Below are 16,075 nucleotides of genomic sequence, written 5' to 3' on the forward strand. Positions count from 1 at the left end.
CAAGGGGTCGCATACCGGGGACGTCGCCTGCATAGCAACAGGCGACGTCCCGCGGGTGAACCGAGGCCCACTCGATCCCGTTCAGCCAAGCGAAAGCTGATCCGGCCGACGGGGGTCGCTTGTTTTTCCCGATGTGATACGCGTTCGCCGACCATGAGTGACGTTTCCATTACAGCCACCCGGCCGCGCGCCGCCGAGTACCGTACCACCGCGCCCGCGAACGCCAGCCTGCCCGACTACGGGTGGTGGGTCGGCGGCGGGATGATCCTCAGCCTGGCGCTGTTGACCGCGATGATGCGCATCGCCGGTCTCTCGATCGACCCGTACGACGCGGACAACATGCCGTTCTACGTCAGCGGCATTGGGCTGTTTGCCTTGCGCTTCGGCCTTCGCGACCGGCCCTGGCGCCACGCCCGAGCGATCGCCGATTGTGCCGAATATTACGGCGTCTTCACACTGCTGGCGTTGATGGGCGCGGTCGCGAGCTATCCCGTCGCGGCGATGACCCACGGGTTCCACGACGCCGCGCTGCAGCGGATCGACGCGTTGCTGCAGTTCGACTGGCTCGCTTGGTACCGGCTCGTCGCGGCGACGCCGATCCTGCAATCGCTCGGTCTCGCGGCGTATCGAAGCATCTACCTGACGCCCGTCATCCTGTTCGCGACCTTCGCCTTCACCGGCGACCGCGTTGCTGCACACCGTTTCCTCGCGACGTTCTGGCTGACCGCGATCGGCACGCTGATCCTTTACGCGTTCATGCCGGCGATCGGTCCGTTCTCGTATCTGTGGCACGGCCCGATCGCCTACATGCCGGAGAGCGAGCAGTGGCAGCAGGGGCTGATCCCGGCGCTACGCGATCACAGCGTGCGCGTGGTCGATCTCGGTCATCTGCGCGGCATCGTTTCGGCGCCGAGCTTCCACGCCGCCGCCGCGACGCTCTACATCAACGCCGCATGGCGGTTGCCGCGACTGCGCTGGCCGGTCGTCGCGATCAACACCGCGATGCTGCTGTCGACACCGGTCGAAGGCACGCATTATCTCATCGACATCATCCTCGGCACGGTCGTGGCGCTGGCTGCCATCGGTGTGCTCCACCGGATCATGCCGCGTGAACGCGCTGGCGTCGTGCCGATGCCCGACGTTGCCCCCGCCCGCCGACGCGGCTAGCACCGCTGCCATGAAACTGATCATCGGCAACAAGGCCTATTCGTCCTGGTCGCTTCGCGGCTGGCTCGCCTGCAAACAATCCGGGCTGCTCTTCGAAGAGGTGGTCGTGCCGATGTACGACGCCGACTGGGAAAAGCGCCGCTCGGGCGACGAGTTCGCGCCGTCCTCGGGCAAGGTGCCGATCCTGTGGGACGGCGACGCGGTGGTCTGGGACAGCCTGGCGATCGTCGACTATCTCGCCGACAAGGTCGGTCGCGACCGCTTCTGGCCCGAGGACAATGCCGCACGTGCGATGGCACGGTCGATGGCGGCCGAGATGCATTCGAGCTTTGCCGCGCTGCGTCGCAAGCACAGCATGAACGTGCGCCAGGTGTTTCCGGCAAGCACGCCCGACGACGACGTGCTCGCCGAGTTGCAGCGGGTCATGGAGATCTGGGCGCAGGCGCGCGCACGTTTCGGTGGCGGCGGCGATTTCCTGTTCGGCCAGTTTGGGGCGGCAGATATTATGTTTGCGCCGTTGGTGACGCGGATCGTCACGTACCAGCTGCCGATCGCACGCTTTGCGGCGGGCTACATGCAGGCGATGTTCGAACACCCGTTCATGCAGGACTGGATCGCTGCGGCGCAGGAAGAGGAATGGGTCCTCGAACAATTCGAGCAGCCGGTTCCGACGCCTGCATGAGCGGGCCGATCGACCCGGTCGCGCTGACACAGGCGCTGCTCCGCGCGGATAGCGTCACGCCCGCGCGCGGTACCGTCTTCGATGTGCTGGAAGCCGCGCTCGTCCCGCTCGGTTTCGCGGTCGATCGCTTCATGAGCGGCGATGCGCCCGACGGGCCGGTCGAGAATTTGCTCGCGGTGCGCGGCGACGGCCCCCGCCATCTCGCCTTCGCCGGCCATGTCGATGTCGTGCCGCCCGGCGAAGGCTGGACCGGTTCGCCCTGGTCCGGCGAGGTCCGCGGCGGTCTGCTATACGGTCGCGGCGCGGTTGACATGAAGGGCGCGGTCGCCGCGTTCGTCGCTGCCGCCAGCCGGAGCGATGCCGGTACGCTGTCGCTGATCATCACCGGCGACGAGGAGGGCCCCGCCACCTACGGCACCGTGGCGTTGATGGAGCGGATGGCGGCGCGCGGGATCGTGCCGGACTTGTGCCTGGTCGGCGAACCCACCTCGACCGCGCGGCTTGGCGACATGATCAAGATCGGCCGGCGCGGTTCGGTCAACATCTGGATCGACGTACCGGGACGCCAAGGTCACGTCGCCTACCCGCATCTCGCCGACAATCCGATCCCGCGGCTGATCGCGATCCTCGCGGGGATCGACGCCGTGGTGCTCGACGAGGGGACCGACTGGTTTCAGCCGTCGAACATCGAAGTCACCGACATCACCGTCGGCAACCCCGCGCACAACGTCATCCCCGCCAAGGCGTCCGCACGGCTCAGCATCCGGTTCAACGATCGCCACCGCGGGGCGGACCTGATCGACCGTATCCGCACGATTGCCGAGCGACACGCGCCGGGCGTGATGGTGACGGGCAAGGTGTCGGGCGAATCGTTTCTTACCGCGCCGGGGGCGTTCTCGACGCTGTTGTCGCAGGCCATTGCGGGCGCAACCGGGATCACCCCGGAACTGTCGACCACCGGCGGCACCTCCGACGCGCGCTTCCTCTCGAAGCTCTGCCCGGTGGTCGAGTTCGGGCTGATCAACGCGACGATGCACAAGGTCGACGAGGCGGTCGCGGTCGAGGATTTGCGGACGCTGACGGATATCTATGCGGACGTGATCGCGCGCGCACTGGCCTGAGTCGGATATTCCCGTTCGATCCTTCCCGCCAGGGGAGGATCAATGCACTCGTCTACTCCCGGCCGCGGCGCAGGACGATATACAACGCGCCCTGCCCGCCGTGTCGCGGATGCGCGCCGCGGACCGCAGCGATCGAATCCGCATGACGCGAACCTGCCAGCCAGTCGGCGACCGCGGACCGGATAGCGCCTCTGGCGTGCGGGCGTTCGCTTTCGGGCCGCGGCGGCTTTCCCGTGACCAGCAGCAACACGCGGTCGCCACGGGCGATCGCCCGGCCCAGGCCGACATCGAGCAGCGCATGCGCGGACGCCAGCGTATGCCCGTGCAGATCGATCGAACTGTCAGGGCTCACCACACCTCGCGTGAGGCGCTTGTCCCAGCCGCCATCGAGCGTGTTGGCGGTGATCGGTTTGGCCGCCGGCCGCGCGACGACAGGTTTGCCCCCCGCGCCGCCCCCCGCCCTTGCCGCGTACGGCGTCACGACGGTACGAACGAGCGGCTTCACCCGCCCCATCGGCGCAGGCGGCGCGGGCACGATCTTGCCGTTCGGACCGATGACCGGCTTTGGCGGTGGCGGCAAAGGCGGCGCGCGCTCAGGAATCCGCACGGCGACCACGCGCATCGGTCGCACGGTCTGCATTACCCTCGCCCAAAGCTGGGCTTCGTCAGGGTTGAGTGGTCGGCCCGCCATATCGCGCCCCATTACCCTGAGCGTTCAACCGCGCGACCGTCCCGATCGGCAGCAGCAGGTACGCGGTGCCGCGTCCGGCCATGCCGCCGGCAGTCGCTTCGGCTGCCGCGCCCGCACCCCAGAAGGTGTCGAAACGATTGCTGCCCTTGATCGCGCCGCCGGTATCCTGCGCGATCCACAGGCCGCTCGCGTCTTGACGATCGAGCGACAGGAACACGGGCGCACCGAGCGGCACGAACTTGACGTCAGCGGCGGCGCTCACCTGACCCGTGACGGGCAAGCCGAGTGCCCCCAGCGGTGCCCCCTCCAGTTCGCGGAAGAACACGAAGCTCTTGTTCTCGCGCATGATTGCCTGCCCGTCGGCGGGATGCGCGTGCAGCCACGCGACGATGCCCTGCATCGAGGTCTGGCCCGGTTGGAGCAGCCCGCGCGACTTCATCAGCGCGCCGATGCCCGTATAATCGCGGCCGTTCTGCGTCGCATAGCCGATCCGCAGGATTTCGCCGTCCGGCAGCCGCAACCGCCCGGAGCCCTGGATCTGGAGGAAGAACAGCTCGACCGGATCGCGCGCCCAGGCAAGGATCGGCGCGCGCCCCGAAATCGCACCCTGCTCGATCGCAGTCCGGTCGTAATAGGGTACGAGGTTGCTGCCATCGACGCGACCGCGAACCTTCTTGCCCTTGAGCGCGGTCGAAAACGCGCCGAGATCGACATCGATCAGATCGTTCGGCCGTCCGTAGATCGGCGCATAGCCATCGCGGCGCTCGAGCGACCCGGCGATCTCGGGTTCGTAATAGCCCGTCGCGAACGCCTTGCCGTCACCGACCTGCGCCGCCTCGAACCATTGCGCGAAGAACGCCCGGGCATCGCGACGATCGGTGGACGCCGCCGCGGTGCATGCCGGTTGCCAATCCGCACCCCGCGTCAGACCCGAGGAATCGTTTCGGCGCATCAGCGACGGACAGCTCGTCACGAACGCTGCCAGCGCGGCCTGCGCCTGGCCGTCATCGATCGGCAGCGTGGCAACGGCCGGGCCCGGCACCACGCCAGCGGCCGCAGCATTCAAAGGCTCGATCGCAGGCACGACCGGTGCTGCCAGCATAGGCACCGCACCGACGATCCGCGCCGGCATCTGTATCCCACGAATGTTCGGGGAAGCCCCGGTATCGCGCGACGGATGGACGCGGACCGGTTCGCTCGGTCGCTTGGCTGGGCCGTCGATCGGTGCCGGCCCGGATCGGGGCGGTTCGACGCCGCCGACGCACGCGCTCAACAGCAGCGCCAGTCCCAGGCCCGCGAGCCCGCCCCCCCTGAAATCGCGCATCAGGCTTCGTCGGTGTCCGCGAGCTTCCAGTTCGGATCGCTGCTCTTCAGCGTCCGCGCGAACGTCCAGACGTCATGCGTCTCGACGGCATCGGTCAGCGAGCCGGCGAGGACGACGCCCTCCGCGTCCCGCGTGACCGCCGCGATGTCCGCATCGAAGCGTACCGTGATCTGGGCATCGCGCCCGGAAACACTGGCATCGGCGATCACCGCGCGTTCGATCGACACGAGCCGGTTGTCGAGCACTTCGCCTGCCTCGCGACGCGCGGCGATCGCCTCGACGAACGCGGCGCGGACGTCGTCGATCGCGAGATCGGCCAGCGCATCCTCGTCGCCCTTCCAGAACGCTTCGAGGATCATGCGGTACGCGGCCTGCGACCCTTCGAGGAAGCGGCCGACGTCGAAGCCCGGCTCGCCCGCGACGATCGCGCGAAGCCCGGCTTCCGCCTGCGGCTCGATATTGCGGTTGGCGACGTCGCGCGGTTCGGCGACGGCATCAATCGTCCGCGGCACCGACACGGGCACCGGACGCTCTTCGGCCGCGCGCGGCAACGGCTGTTCATGCCCGGTTCGCTTACCAAGCACGCTGTAAAGACGCATGGCGAGGAACCCGGCCACCATCGCGAGAAGAACTACGTAAAACAACGGTGCCTCCGATCTTGCGTCCAACATAGGCCAAAGCTGTGGTTATTCAAACCCGCGCCCGTTGAAACACCCCCCCGGCACTGCTAATCGCACCGGCTCGACCGATGGGAACGCGCCAGCGCTCCGGTTCGGTCCCGATTTTACGGCCTAGCCACAGCTTCAAGGACATGACGAATGGATGACCAGGATAACGGCGTGACGACGCCCGACCAGATGCTGGCGAATGGCGAGGACACGATCCCCGCCGCCGGGCTGATCTCGCAATACGTCAAGGACCTGTCGTTCGAGAACCCGAACGCGCCGGCCGTCTACCAGAACCAGACCCCGCCGGCGATCGACGTGCAGTTCAACATCGGCGCTGCGCAGGTCGGCGACGAGGTGCACGAGGTCGTGCTCAAGATCGACGTCCGCGCCGAGAGCGAGGGCCAGGTCGCGTTCATCGTCGACCTTTCGTACGCGGGCCTGTTCGGGCTGCGCAACATCCCGGCCGAGCACGTTCAGCCGTTCCTGCTGGGCGAGGCGCCGCGCCTGCTGTTCCCGTTCGCCCGCCGCGTGCTGTCGGATGCCGTGCGTGACGGTGGCTTCCCGCCGCTGCTGCTCGAGCCGATCGACTTCGGCCAGCTGTACCTGACGCAGTCGGAGCAGCAGGGCGTCCAGCCGAACGTCGGCGATTTCGGCCAGGCCTGAGCGACCGGAGGCGGAATAAATGAACCTTACCAAGGCGCTGGGATCGGTCGGCGGGCTGACGCTCGCCAGCCGGATCCTGGGGCTGGTACGCGACTCGCTGTTCGCGCGGTTCGTCGGCGCGGGGTTCGCGTCGGACGCGTACCTGATCGCGTTCCGCCTTCCCAACATGTTCCGCGCCCTCTTTGCGGAGGGCGCATTCTCCGCCGCGTTCATCCCGATGTTCAACCGGAAGGTCGGCGACAAGTCCGGCCGCGGGCTGCCCGACGGGATCGCGTTCGCCGAGGATGCGCTGTCGGTGCTGCTGCCGACGCTGATCCTGATGACCGTGCTCTTCGAGATCGCGGCATGGCCGCTGACGTGGCTGCTCACCTTCGGCTTCAACGGCGCGAGCGCCGAGCGGTTCGACTATGTCGTGCATCTTTCGCGGATCATGCTCCCCTATCTGCCGCTGATCAGCCTCGTATCGCTGCTCGGCGGCATCCTCAATTCGCTGCACAAGTTCTGGATCAACGCGGCCGCGCCGATCCTGCTGAACGCGACGCTGATCGCCGCGCTGCTGCTGTTCCACGAGCACCAGCCGCTGCTGACGGCCCGCAACCAAGCGATCGCGGTAACCGTTTCCGGCGCGCTACAGTTGCTCTGGCTGATCTACGCGTGCCGATCATCGGGCGTGAAGCTCCGGCTCAAGCGTCCGCAGATGAACCCCGACGTGAAGAAGCTCATGTCGCTGATCTGGCCTGCTGCCGCCGGCGCGGGCGCGGTACAGATCAACCTCGTCGTCTCGACCGCGCTGGCCGCTGCGTTGCTGCCCGCGGGCTCGGTCTCATACATCTATTTCGCCGACCGGCTGAACCAGCTCCCACTCGGGCTGATCGGGATCGGCCTCGGCACCGTCCTGCTGCCGACCATCTCGCGCCAGCTCGGCCGCGGCGAGGACGCCGAGGCGATGACCACGCAGAACCGCGGGATGGAGTTGGCGCTGTTCCTGACCCTGCCGGCGACGGTCGCGCTGATCGTGTGCGGCGGGCCGATCATCGCCGCGCTCTTCCAGCACGGCAAGTTCACCGCCGCGCAGACGCTGCCGACCGCGCAGGCGCTCGCCGCCTTCTCGATCGGACTGCCCTCGTACATTCTCGTGAAGGTCCTGACGCCGGGCTATTACGCGCGCTCCGACACGAAGACCCCGGTCCGCTATGCGACGATGTCGATGGTCGTGAACCTCGTCCTCAACCTCGCCTTCATCAAGCCGCTCGGCCATATGGGCCCGCCGCTCGCCACCGCGATCGCCAGCACGGTCAATGTCGCCATGCTGTACCGGACGCTGGTCCGTCGCGGACACTTCACGCCCGACGCGCGGCTGCGCCGGCGAACGTGGCGGCTGCTCGTCGCCGCACTGATCATGGGCGTCGTGATGTATTTCCTCAACGACCTGTTCCAGCCGTTCGTGACGGGCATCAGCATCCAGCGCTGGGGGGCGATGCTCGTGCTGGTGACGACCGGCGGTGTCGTCTATGCGATCGCGACCCTGCTCACCGGCGCGTTCCGGCTGGGCGACATCTCCACGCTTCTGCGTCGTTCCAAGTAAGGTTTCTCCATGCGCGTCGTTTCCGGCATCAAGCCCACCGGTAATCTCCATCTCGGCAATTACCTGGGGGCGGTGAAGCAGTGGGTGACGCTGCAGGACGACGTCGCGGCGCAAGGCGGCGAGTCGATGTTCTTCATCGCCGATCTCCACGCACCGACCGAATGGATCGCGCCCGCCGAGCTGTCGTCGCACACGATCGAGGTCGCCGCGACGATGATCGCCGCCGGCATCGATCCGGCGAAGTCGATCCTGTTCAACCAGGCGCGCGTGCCGGCGCATAGCGAGATGGCGTGGCTGCTCAACACCGTCGCGCGCGTCGGCTGGCTGAACCGCATGACGCAGTTCAAGGACAAGGCGGGCAAGAACCGTGAGGGCGCGAGCGTCGGGCTGTACGATTATCCGGTGCTGATGGCGGCCGACGTGCTGCTCTACAACGCGACGCACGTGCCGGTCGGCGAGGACCAGAAGCAGCATCTCGAACTCGCGCGCGACATCGCCACCAAGTTCAACGGCGACTACGGCGTCGACCTGTTCACGCTCCCCGCCCCGCTGATCAGCAAGGCCGCGCCGCGGATCATGTCGTTGCGCGATGCGTCGGCGAAGATGTCGAAGTCGAACCCGTCCGAGCAGTCGGTGGTCAAGCTGATCGACAGCGACGACACGATCGCCGACAAGTTCCGCAAGGCGAAGACCGATCCCGACGTGCTGCCCGCGACGGTCGAGGAACTAGGCGACCGCGCCGAGGCCCGCAACCTGCTGACGATCTACGCGGCGTTGGCGGATAGCGATGTGGCGACGGTGCTCGGCGAGTTCGGCGGCAAGGGGTTTGGCGCGTTCAAGCCCGCGCTGGCGGATCTCGCGGTGGCGAAACTTGGCCCGATCCGTGACGAGATGGTGCGGCTGCTGGACGATCGCAGCGCGGTGACGGCGGTGTTGCAGGCGGGTGCAGAAAAGGCACGCGCGCTGGCGGCACCGGTGCTGAAGCAGACGCAGGACGCGATGGGGTTGCAGGTCTAACGACCGCTTCCCCGGTCCCGTCATCCTGACGAAAGTCAGGATCCAGAGCCATCAAGCGCAGCGTCCGTAACTCTGGATCCTGACTTTCGTCAGGATGACGGGGGAGTTTATGGTGTGCCCGGTCCCGCGGCCACATGCCGCGATATCGCGCACACAAGCTTGTTCCCCCGCGAAGGCGGGGGCCCAGTCTGGGCTCCCGCCTTCGCGGGAGAACACGGAGAGCCCGCCTAGCCTTCCAACTCGCGCATCAGCACGCGAACCGCGGCGTCGATATCGCGGTCCGAATCACGCAGCTCCTCGATCTTCCGCACCGCATGGATCACCGTCGAGTGGTCACGTCCCCCGAATTTCCGCCCGATCTCCGGCAGCGACCGCGTCGTCAGCCGCTTAGCCAGGTACATCGCGATCTGCCGCGGCCGCGCGACAGCCCGGGCGCGCCGCGCGGAAATCAGATCAAGCGGCTTCAGTTCGAAATGCGCCGACACCAGCTTCTGGATCTCGTCGATCGTCACGCGCTTCTGCGCGCCGCGCAACACTTCGCCCAACGTCGCCACCGCGAAGTCGAGGTCGATCGTGTCGCCGGTCAGCTGCGCATACGCCACCACCCGATTCAGCGCGCCCTCCAGCTCGCGGATATTCGCATGGATGCGCGCCGCGAGCAGGTCGAGCACGTCGGTCGGCACCCGCATGTCGGGCAGGTCGACGAGTTTCCGGTCGAGGATCGTCCGGCGCAAAGTAAGATCAGGCGCCTTTATATCCGCGACCAGGCCAACCGACATCCGGCTGACGATCCGCGCCTCGACGCCTTCGAGCGCTTGCGGGCAGCGGTCGGCGGAGATCACCAGCCGCTTGCCCGCCGCCATGATCTCGTTGACCGTATGGAAGAATTCTTCCTGCGTCGCATCCTTGCCGGCGATGAACTGGAGATCGTCGATCAGCAGCAGGTCGGCACCGCGCAGCCGCTGCTTGAACGCATGCGTATCGCGCGCGCGCATCGACGCGACGAAGTCGTACATGAACCGCTCGGCGGACATGCACAGCACGATCGCGTTCGGGTTATGCTCGAGGAACGCGTGACCAATCGCGTGCATGAGGTGGGTCTTGCCCTGCCCCGTGCCGCTGTGGAGGAACAACGGGCTGAACCGGACCGGGCCCGGCTCGGCGAGCACCTTGGCGGCGTTGAACGCGACCTTGTTCGACGGATCGACGACGAATCGCGCAAACGTATAACGCGGATCAAGTGGTGGCCGCTCGGCCGGCACGCCGACCGGCGCGGCGGCCACGACAGGCGCCGGCGCAGGCTTCAGCGACGGATCGACGCCGAACTTCATCGAGACCTGCGCAGGCTCCGCGACCGGCTTGGGAGCCGGCTTGGCCTCGACCGGTACCGGATCGGCGACGGGCTTGGCTGGAATGGCGTCGGCGACCGGCTCGATCGCGAGCACGACGGGCGCGCGACCCGGCGCCCGGGTCTCGATCTGAACGGTGCGGACGTGGGGCAGGATCTGCTTGAATTCGAGCACGAGTCGGTCGGCATAGTGATTGCGGACCCAGTTCGTCATGAACGCCGAGGGCAGCGCCAGCCGGATCGTATCGCGATCGTCACCCGGAACGAGTTCGATCGGTTTCAGCCACTGCTCGAACAGGCGTGCCCCCGCCGACTCGCGCAAGGATGCACGCACGCGGGCCCAGGCCTTCTCGGCCTCGGTCGCGTGCGTCATTGATCCTTGCCACTTCGTCACGCGCACGCTTCTCCGACCCCGCGAGATTGCTCGCGCGGGTGATATAGTCCCGACAGAAAATGGTCCCCCGACGACCCCAAGGGTCATCCGGCATCTTCGCCCTGTGTGTTTGATGCAGCGGTGGAAACCACCGTCGCTGTGAGCCCCGTTATGAAGCGATCGGCGATCCGGGCAAGACCCCGACGCGTCACATTTTCGAAATAAAGCGGGTTGACTTGATCAAGCCGCGGAAATGCGTCGATATTTTTATAAGTGGCTGTGTTTACGTATTTTTTGCGAATTCAATCATTCCATGACTTGACTTCGGACCACTCGAATCGCGGGGAATCCGTGGGTTACGTACCGCCGCACTTGGTTCCCTTCGCAGACGCAAAAAACCCGCCGGGAATGTCCCGACGGGTGATCCGCTTTCGACTGTGATCGGTCGCTTAGGCGAGCCCGGTCACGGCCTTGGTCAGACGCGCGAACTTGCGGCTCGCGGTATTCTTGTGCAGCACGCCCTTGGCGACACCACGCTGCAGCTCAGGCTGTGCGGCCGCGAGTGCGGTGGTCGCTGCGCCCTTGTCGCCCGATGCCAGTGCGGCCTCGACCTTCTTGATGAAGGTACGGATACGGCCGACGCGGTTGCCGTTCACTTCCGCGCGACGGTCGTTGCGACGGATACGCTTTTTCGCCTGCGGCGTGTTCGCCATGAAGCCCTCTGGATGTTCGAATGAATAAAAAGGGGCGCCGGATTGCTCCTACGCCCTCTCGAAGCCGCGGCCCTACCCACTTTGCTCCAGCGCGTCAACCGAAACGCTCAGCCGCGTTGGCACTTCGCACACCAGAAGGTCGAGCGCCCGCCCTCGGTACGCCGTTTGACGACGGCACCGCATTCGCACGCCTCCCCTTCACGCCCATAGACGCGCCATTGCTTGGAAAAATAACCCAGTTCGCCGTCGGGTCGTACGTAATCGCGCAGCGACGATCCGCCGGCCAGGATCGCGGCGGTCAGCACCGTTCGAATCGCCTCGACGAGTCGCTCGAGTCGAAACAGCGAGATCCGCCCCGCCGCGCGTGACGGCGCGATCTTCGCCATGTGCAGCGCCTCGCACACATAGATGTTGCCGAGCCCTGCGACGATTCGCTGGTCGAGCAGCATCGCCTTGATCGAAGCCCCCCGCCCTTCGAGCGCCTCAAGCAGATACGCCGCCGTCAGGTCGGGTCCAAGCGGCTCCGGCCCCATGCTGAGGAACGGCGGGTAGTTCGCGATGTCCTCCGTCGCCCACAGATCGAGAAAGCCGAATCGCCGCGGATCGTTGAGCGCGACCGTCCGGCCCGCCTCGGTGCCGATCAGCAGGTGATCGTGCGCGAGCAATTCGCTCGGATCGACTCGCCAGCGCCCCGACATGCCGAGATGGAAGACGAGCGTGTCGCCGCGATCGGTATCGATCAGCCCATATTTCGCACGCCGTCCAAGCGTCGTGACGGTCGCCCCGGTCATCCGCTGGCGCAGGTCGACCGGGATCGCTTTGCGCAGGTCGGCGCGGCGCGGCTCGACCGAGGTCAGGCGCTGGCCCTTCAGCACGGGCTCCAGCCCGCGCACGGTGGTTTCGACTTCTGGTAATTCTGGCACGGTTTGCAGCTAGGTTGCGTTTGCTCGCGCCACAAGGCGCGGCTAGAGCGCAGGATATGAACGACTTGATCGCGCCCGCGCCCGCACTCACGCCCGATACCGTCTCCTTCGGCTACGAAGACATCCCCGCCACCGAGAAGACCGCCCGCGTCGGCGGCGTCTTCTCGAACGTCGCAGGCAAATACGATTTGATGAACGATGCGATGTCGGGCGGCATGCACCGGCTGTGGAAGGACCGCTTCGTCCGCCGCGTAAAGCCGCGCGAGGGCGAGCAGATCCTCGACATGGCCGGCGGCACCGGCGACATCGCGTTCCGCATGGAGCCGTCGGGCGCGTCGATCACGGTCGCCGACATCAATCCGCAGATGCTCGAAGTCGGCATGCAGCGCGCGCAGAAGCGCGGCATCGACGGCCTCGTCTGGACCGAAGCCAACGCGGAAACGCTGACCTTCCCCGACAAGTTCTTCGACGCCTACACGATCGCGTTCGGCATCCGTAACGTGACCGACATCCCCAAGGCCCTGCGCGAAGCCCACCGCGTCCTGCGCCGAGGCGGACGCTTCTACTGCCTCGAATTCTCGACCACCGTCTGGCCCGGCTTCGCCGAGGTCTATGATGCCTATTCGCACAAGATGGTCCCGAAGCTCGGCCAGCTTCTGGCGCAGGACGCCGACAGCTACCGCTACCTGATCGAATCGATCCGCCGCTTCCCCGACATGCCCAAGTTCAAGGGCATGATCGCGGACGCCGGCTTCGTACAAACGAAGGTCGAACCTTTGTTGGGTGGCCTCGTCGCGATCCACAGCGGTTGGAAGATCTAGTGATCACGCGAAGGCGCGAAGGCGCGAAGAGTGGTTCACGCGGAGGCGCGGAGACGCGGAGAGTAAGTGGGCGCGAAGGCGCCAGGTCTTGCGCGCGTCAGCGCTTTGCTAGCCATTCGCCAATAATAAAAAGCCGCATCCGCGGCGAAGCCAAACACCCCCGCGCCTCTGCGCCTCTGCGCGAACCAGTTCTTCCTTCTCTCCGCGTCTCCGCGTCTCCGCGTGAACAAATCTCTCTTCGCGCCTTCGCGCCTTCGCGTGAACAAAGCCATTCTCAAGGCGCGTTCGCCCAGTGACCGCGTCCACAACCCACGTTTGGCGCCTCCTCAAATGGGGCCGCATCCTCGCCCGCCACGGAGCATTGCGGGGCATCGAACGTGATCCGAACACCCCGCCACCCGTTCGCCGCCTCGCACGGATCGCGCGGTTCGGGGCGCGGGTGCCCGCGGTGCCGCGCTATGCGGATGCGTTCCAGGCGATCGGGCCGGCAGCGATCAAGCTCGGGCAGACGCTCGCCACGCGGCCGGATCTCGTCGGCGAGGACGCCGCGCACGACCTGCTCAGGCTCCAGGACCAGCTCTCCCCCGTCCCCTACGAGACGATCGAGGCGGCGATGCTGGCGAGCTTCGGCAAGCCGCTGGAGACGTTGTTCTCGCGGATCGAACCGATCCCGGTCGGCGCCGCGTCGATCGCGCAGGTCCACCGCGCCGTCACCACCGACGGCCGCCAGGTCGCGGTGAAAGTCCTCCGCCCCGGCGTCGAGGACGATTTCGCGCGTGCGATCGACACCTACAGCTGGGCCGCCGCGCAACTCGAGGCGCTCAGCCCCGAGGCGATGCGCCTGCGCCCGCGCCTGACGATCGAGACGTTCAAGCGCTGGACCCTGCGCGAACTCAACTTCCGCCGCGAAGCCGCGTCCGCCTCCGAACTCGCGGAGGGCATGACCGCCGAGCCCGATTTCGTCATCCCCGCGATCGACTGGGCGCGCTCGACCGCCAAGGTGATGACGATCGAGTGGATCGACGGCATCAAGCTGTCCGACCGCGCGGCGCTGGTCGCCGCCGGCTACGACCTCCCCGCGCTCGCCCAGACCCTAGTCCGCGCGTTCCTGCGCCAAGCGATCGCCGACGGGTTCTTTCACGCCGACATGCACCAGGGAAACCTGTTCGCGCTGCCCGGCAACCGCATCGCCGCGATCGACTTCGGCATCATGGGCCGGATCGACCGTCGCGCACGCGTCTGGCTCGCCGAGATCCTCTACGGCCTGATCACGGGGAACTACAAACGCGTCGCCGAGATCCATTTCGAGGCGGGCTACGTCCCCGCGCACCACGACGTCGCCGAGTTCGCCACTGCCCTCCGCGCAGTCGGCGAGCCGATGCGCGGCCTGCCGGTCAAGGACATGTCGATCGGCATGATGCTCGACAGCCTGTTCTCGATCACGCGCGATTTCGACATGGTGACGCAGCCGCACCTGCTGCTGCTCCAGAAGACGATGGTGATGGTCGAGGGCGTCGCGACCAGCCTCAACCCCGACATCAACCTGTGGGAAACCGCCGAGCCGTTCGTCCGCGACTGGATCCGCGGTGAACTCGGCCCCGAGGCGATGATCGCCGAACGCCTGATCGCCGACGTCCAGACGCTGACGCGGCTCCCCGAACTGGTCCGCCGGATCGAGGCGCACTACCCCGCCCCCGGTGGCGCTCCCCCGACGATGCCGCTCCGCGAGATCGAGGTGATCCGGATCGGTGGCGGCTGGCGTTACGGTCTGGTCGCGGTGCTCGCTGCCGGTGCCGGGGTCGCGACGACGCTGCTTCTTGGTTGAGGGCATGAAGACGCGCCGCGGCGCTCCGGTATGGGCGACCGGCGCGACCCGGTTCGCGGGCATGCCGTCGGCGCACGCGCGGATCGGTATCCTGGTGTTGCTCGTGTTCCTGGTGGCGTGCCTCGGCGCGATCACCTCACCCGGCCCGCGACCGAGCAGCGCGTCCGGGATCGCCGCCGGTTCGGTCGCTGCCGACCCGCCGCCGCCGGGCCAGACCGACCTCCTGCTGTACCAGTCGATCGTTGCCGGAATCCGCGGCGGCTCGCCCTACTACACGGCCGCCGCCGAGGCGCAGCGCATGGGGCATTACCCCCTGAAACCCTTCTTCGCGGTCCGCCTGCCGACGCTGGCGGTCGTCGAGGCGGCTTTGCCCCCGATACTGGTGAACGTGCTGCTGCTGGGGTTGTGCGTCGGAACGATCCTCGCCTGGGTCGCGCGGCTTCGTCCGGCGATGACCGGCTTCGTGCCGCTCGGTGCGGCGGGCTTGCTCGCCGTCGCGGGGCTCTTCGTAAACCTCGATCCGAGTTTCGTGGTGTTCCACGAGGTGTGGGCGGGCCCGCTGATCGCAGTGTCGCTCGCGCTGCGCCGTCCCGGCCACTGGTTGCCCGCGGTCGCGTTCGGGCTGTCGGCGATGCTGATCCGCGAGACCGCGTTGCTGTACGTGGCGATCATGGCCGTCTTCGCGTGGATCGAGGGCGAGCGCCGCGAGACGCTTGGCTGGCTCGGCGCGATCGCCATCTTCGCGGTCGTCCTTGCCGCCCACGCGCACGCGGTGTCGCTGGTCAGCGGGCCGCTCGACCGCGTGTCGGAAGGCTGGAGCGGGCTCGAAGGGTTCGGGTTCTACGTCCGGCTCGCGACCATCTCGTCGGGCCTCGACATCCTGCCGCAATGGCTCGCTTCGCTGGTCCTCGGCATGGCGCTGTTCGGCTGGCTCGCGTGGCGCGATGCGGTCGCGACGCGCGCGCTGGTCGTGTTCGCCGCCTATGCCGCGCTGATCTCGCTGTTCGCGCGCAGCGACAATTTCTACTGGGCGCTGATGACCACGCCGGTGCTGCTGGTCGGGCTGGTGTTCGCGGTCGACGGCCTGCGCGACATGATCGCCGCCGCACGCGATACGCGACGCATTACGGTGACGCGCGTTATCCGCTAGAACT

General features: G+C 67.0%; 15 protein-coding genes. 9 read left to right on the forward strand and 6 right to left on the reverse strand.

Going from position 1 to position 16,075, the window contains the following annotated elements:
- The first annotated feature begins 153 nt into the window (after positions 1-153).
- Genes ASG20_RS08830 through dapE form a run of 3 tightly spaced genes read left to right on the forward strand, consistent with a single transcriptional unit; the run spans position 154 to position 2,970 of the window.
- Entirely contained in the window at positions 154-1,167 is a 1,014-nt protein-coding gene (locus tag ASG20_RS08830) for a phosphatase PAP2 family protein (protein ID WP_082470864.1), read from the forward strand.
- 10 nt (positions 1,168-1,177) lie between these two features.
- On the forward strand, positions 1,178-1,849 hold the full coding sequence (locus ASG20_RS08835) for a glutathione S-transferase (RefSeq protein WP_056051211.1): 672 nt from the start codon (positions 1,178-1,180) through the stop codon (positions 1,847-1,849).
- Entirely contained in the window at positions 1,846-2,970 is a 1,125-nt protein-coding gene (gene dapE / locus ASG20_RS08840) for a succinyl-diaminopimelate desuccinylase (RefSeq protein ID WP_056051212.1), read from the forward strand. Before ASG20_RS08835 ends, dapE begins: the two co-directional genes overlap by 4 nt.
- A gap of 52 nt (positions 2,971-3,022) precedes the next feature.
- Here the strand turns inward: dapE and ASG20_RS08845 are convergent, their stop codons facing one another.
- Genes ASG20_RS08845 through ASG20_RS08855 form a run of 3 tightly spaced genes read right to left on the reverse strand, consistent with a single transcriptional unit; the run spans position 3,023 to position 5,629 of the window.
- Positions 3,023-3,661, reverse strand: coding sequence for a Smr/MutS family protein (locus ASG20_RS08845; RefSeq protein WP_056052885.1), 639 nt, complete (start codon positions 3,659-3,661; stop codon positions 3,023-3,025).
- A complete protein-coding gene (gene mltA, locus ASG20_RS08850; protein ID WP_082470865.1) occupies positions 3,636-4,985 on the reverse strand; it encodes a murein transglycosylase A in 1,350 nt (449 codons plus the stop codon). The genes ASG20_RS08845 and mltA overlap by 26 nt, the downstream gene beginning before the upstream one ends.
- Positions 4,985-5,629, reverse strand: a complete 645-nt coding sequence (locus tag ASG20_RS08855) for a Tim44/TimA family putative adaptor protein (RefSeq protein ID WP_133030444.1) — start codon at positions 5,627-5,629, stop codon at positions 4,985-4,987. The genes mltA and ASG20_RS08855 overlap by 1 nt, the downstream gene beginning before the upstream one ends.
- Before the next feature lie 174 nt (positions 5,630-5,803).
- Here ASG20_RS08855 and secB point away from each other — a divergent pair, with 174 nt between their 5' ends.
- From secB to trpS, 3 genes are read left to right on the forward strand one after another with little or no spacing between them, the layout of a single operon-like run.
- Positions 5,804-6,316, forward strand: coding sequence for a protein-export chaperone SecB (gene secB, locus ASG20_RS08860; RefSeq protein WP_056051217.1), 513 nt, complete (start codon positions 5,804-5,806; stop codon positions 6,314-6,316).
- Between the two features lie 19 nt (positions 6,317-6,335).
- Positions 6,336-7,901, forward strand: a complete 1,566-nt coding sequence (gene murJ / locus ASG20_RS08865; RefSeq protein WP_056051219.1) for a murein biosynthesis integral membrane protein MurJ — start codon at positions 6,336-6,338, stop codon at positions 7,899-7,901.
- 9 nt (positions 7,902-7,910) lie between these two features.
- Positions 7,911-8,918 carry a tryptophan--tRNA ligase gene (gene trpS, locus ASG20_RS08870; protein ID WP_056051221.1) on the forward strand — a complete coding sequence of 336 codons (1,008 nt, stop codon included), beginning with the start codon at positions 7,911-7,913 and terminating at the stop codon, positions 8,916-8,918.
- A gap of 227 nt (positions 8,919-9,145) precedes the next feature.
- On the opposite strand, the gene dnaA is transcribed toward trpS, so the two are convergent.
- The 3 genes from dnaA to mutM form a co-directional block, all read right to left on the reverse strand.
- Positions 9,146-10,639, reverse strand: coding sequence for a chromosomal replication initiator protein DnaA (gene dnaA, locus ASG20_RS08875; protein ID WP_056051223.1), 1,494 nt, complete (start codon positions 10,637-10,639; stop codon positions 9,146-9,148).
- 449 nt (positions 10,640-11,088) lie between these two features.
- On the reverse strand, positions 11,089-11,352 hold the full coding sequence (gene rpsT / locus ASG20_RS08880) for a 30S ribosomal protein S20 (protein ID WP_031394736.1): 264 nt from the start codon (positions 11,350-11,352) through the stop codon (positions 11,089-11,091).
- Between the two features lie 107 nt (positions 11,353-11,459).
- Complete coding sequence (mutM, locus tag ASG20_RS08885; RefSeq protein WP_056051225.1) at positions 11,460-12,275, reverse strand: bifunctional DNA-formamidopyrimidine glycosylase/DNA-(apurinic or apyrimidinic site) lyase; 816 nt, start codon at positions 12,273-12,275, stop codon at positions 11,460-11,462.
- Positions 12,276-12,331: 56 nt separating this feature from the next.
- Between mutM and ASG20_RS08890 the strand changes: the two genes are divergently transcribed.
- The 3 genes from ASG20_RS08890 (at position 12,332) to ASG20_RS08900 (ending at position 16,071) form a co-directional block, all read left to right on the forward strand.
- Positions 12,332-13,096 carry a class I SAM-dependent methyltransferase gene (locus ASG20_RS08890; RefSeq protein WP_056051226.1) on the forward strand — a complete coding sequence of 255 codons (765 nt, stop codon included), beginning with the start codon at positions 12,332-12,334 and terminating at the stop codon, positions 13,094-13,096.
- A gap of 292 nt (positions 13,097-13,388) precedes the next feature.
- Positions 13,389-14,921 (forward strand): 2-polyprenylphenol 6-hydroxylase, encoded by a 1,533-nt coding sequence (gene ubiB, locus ASG20_RS08895; RefSeq protein ID WP_056051228.1) that lies wholly within the window; start codon positions 13,389-13,391, stop codon positions 14,919-14,921.
- Between the two features lie 4 nt (positions 14,922-14,925).
- A complete protein-coding gene (locus ASG20_RS08900; protein ID WP_056051230.1) occupies positions 14,926-16,071 on the forward strand; it encodes a hypothetical protein in 1,146 nt (381 codons plus the stop codon).
- The last annotated feature ends 4 nt before the right edge of the window (positions 16,072-16,075 follow it).

The sequence above is a fragment of the Sphingomonas sp. Leaf198 genome, from assembly GCF_001424005.1.
Classification (GTDB): Bacteria; Pseudomonadota; Alphaproteobacteria; order Sphingomonadales; family Sphingomonadaceae; genus Sphingomonas.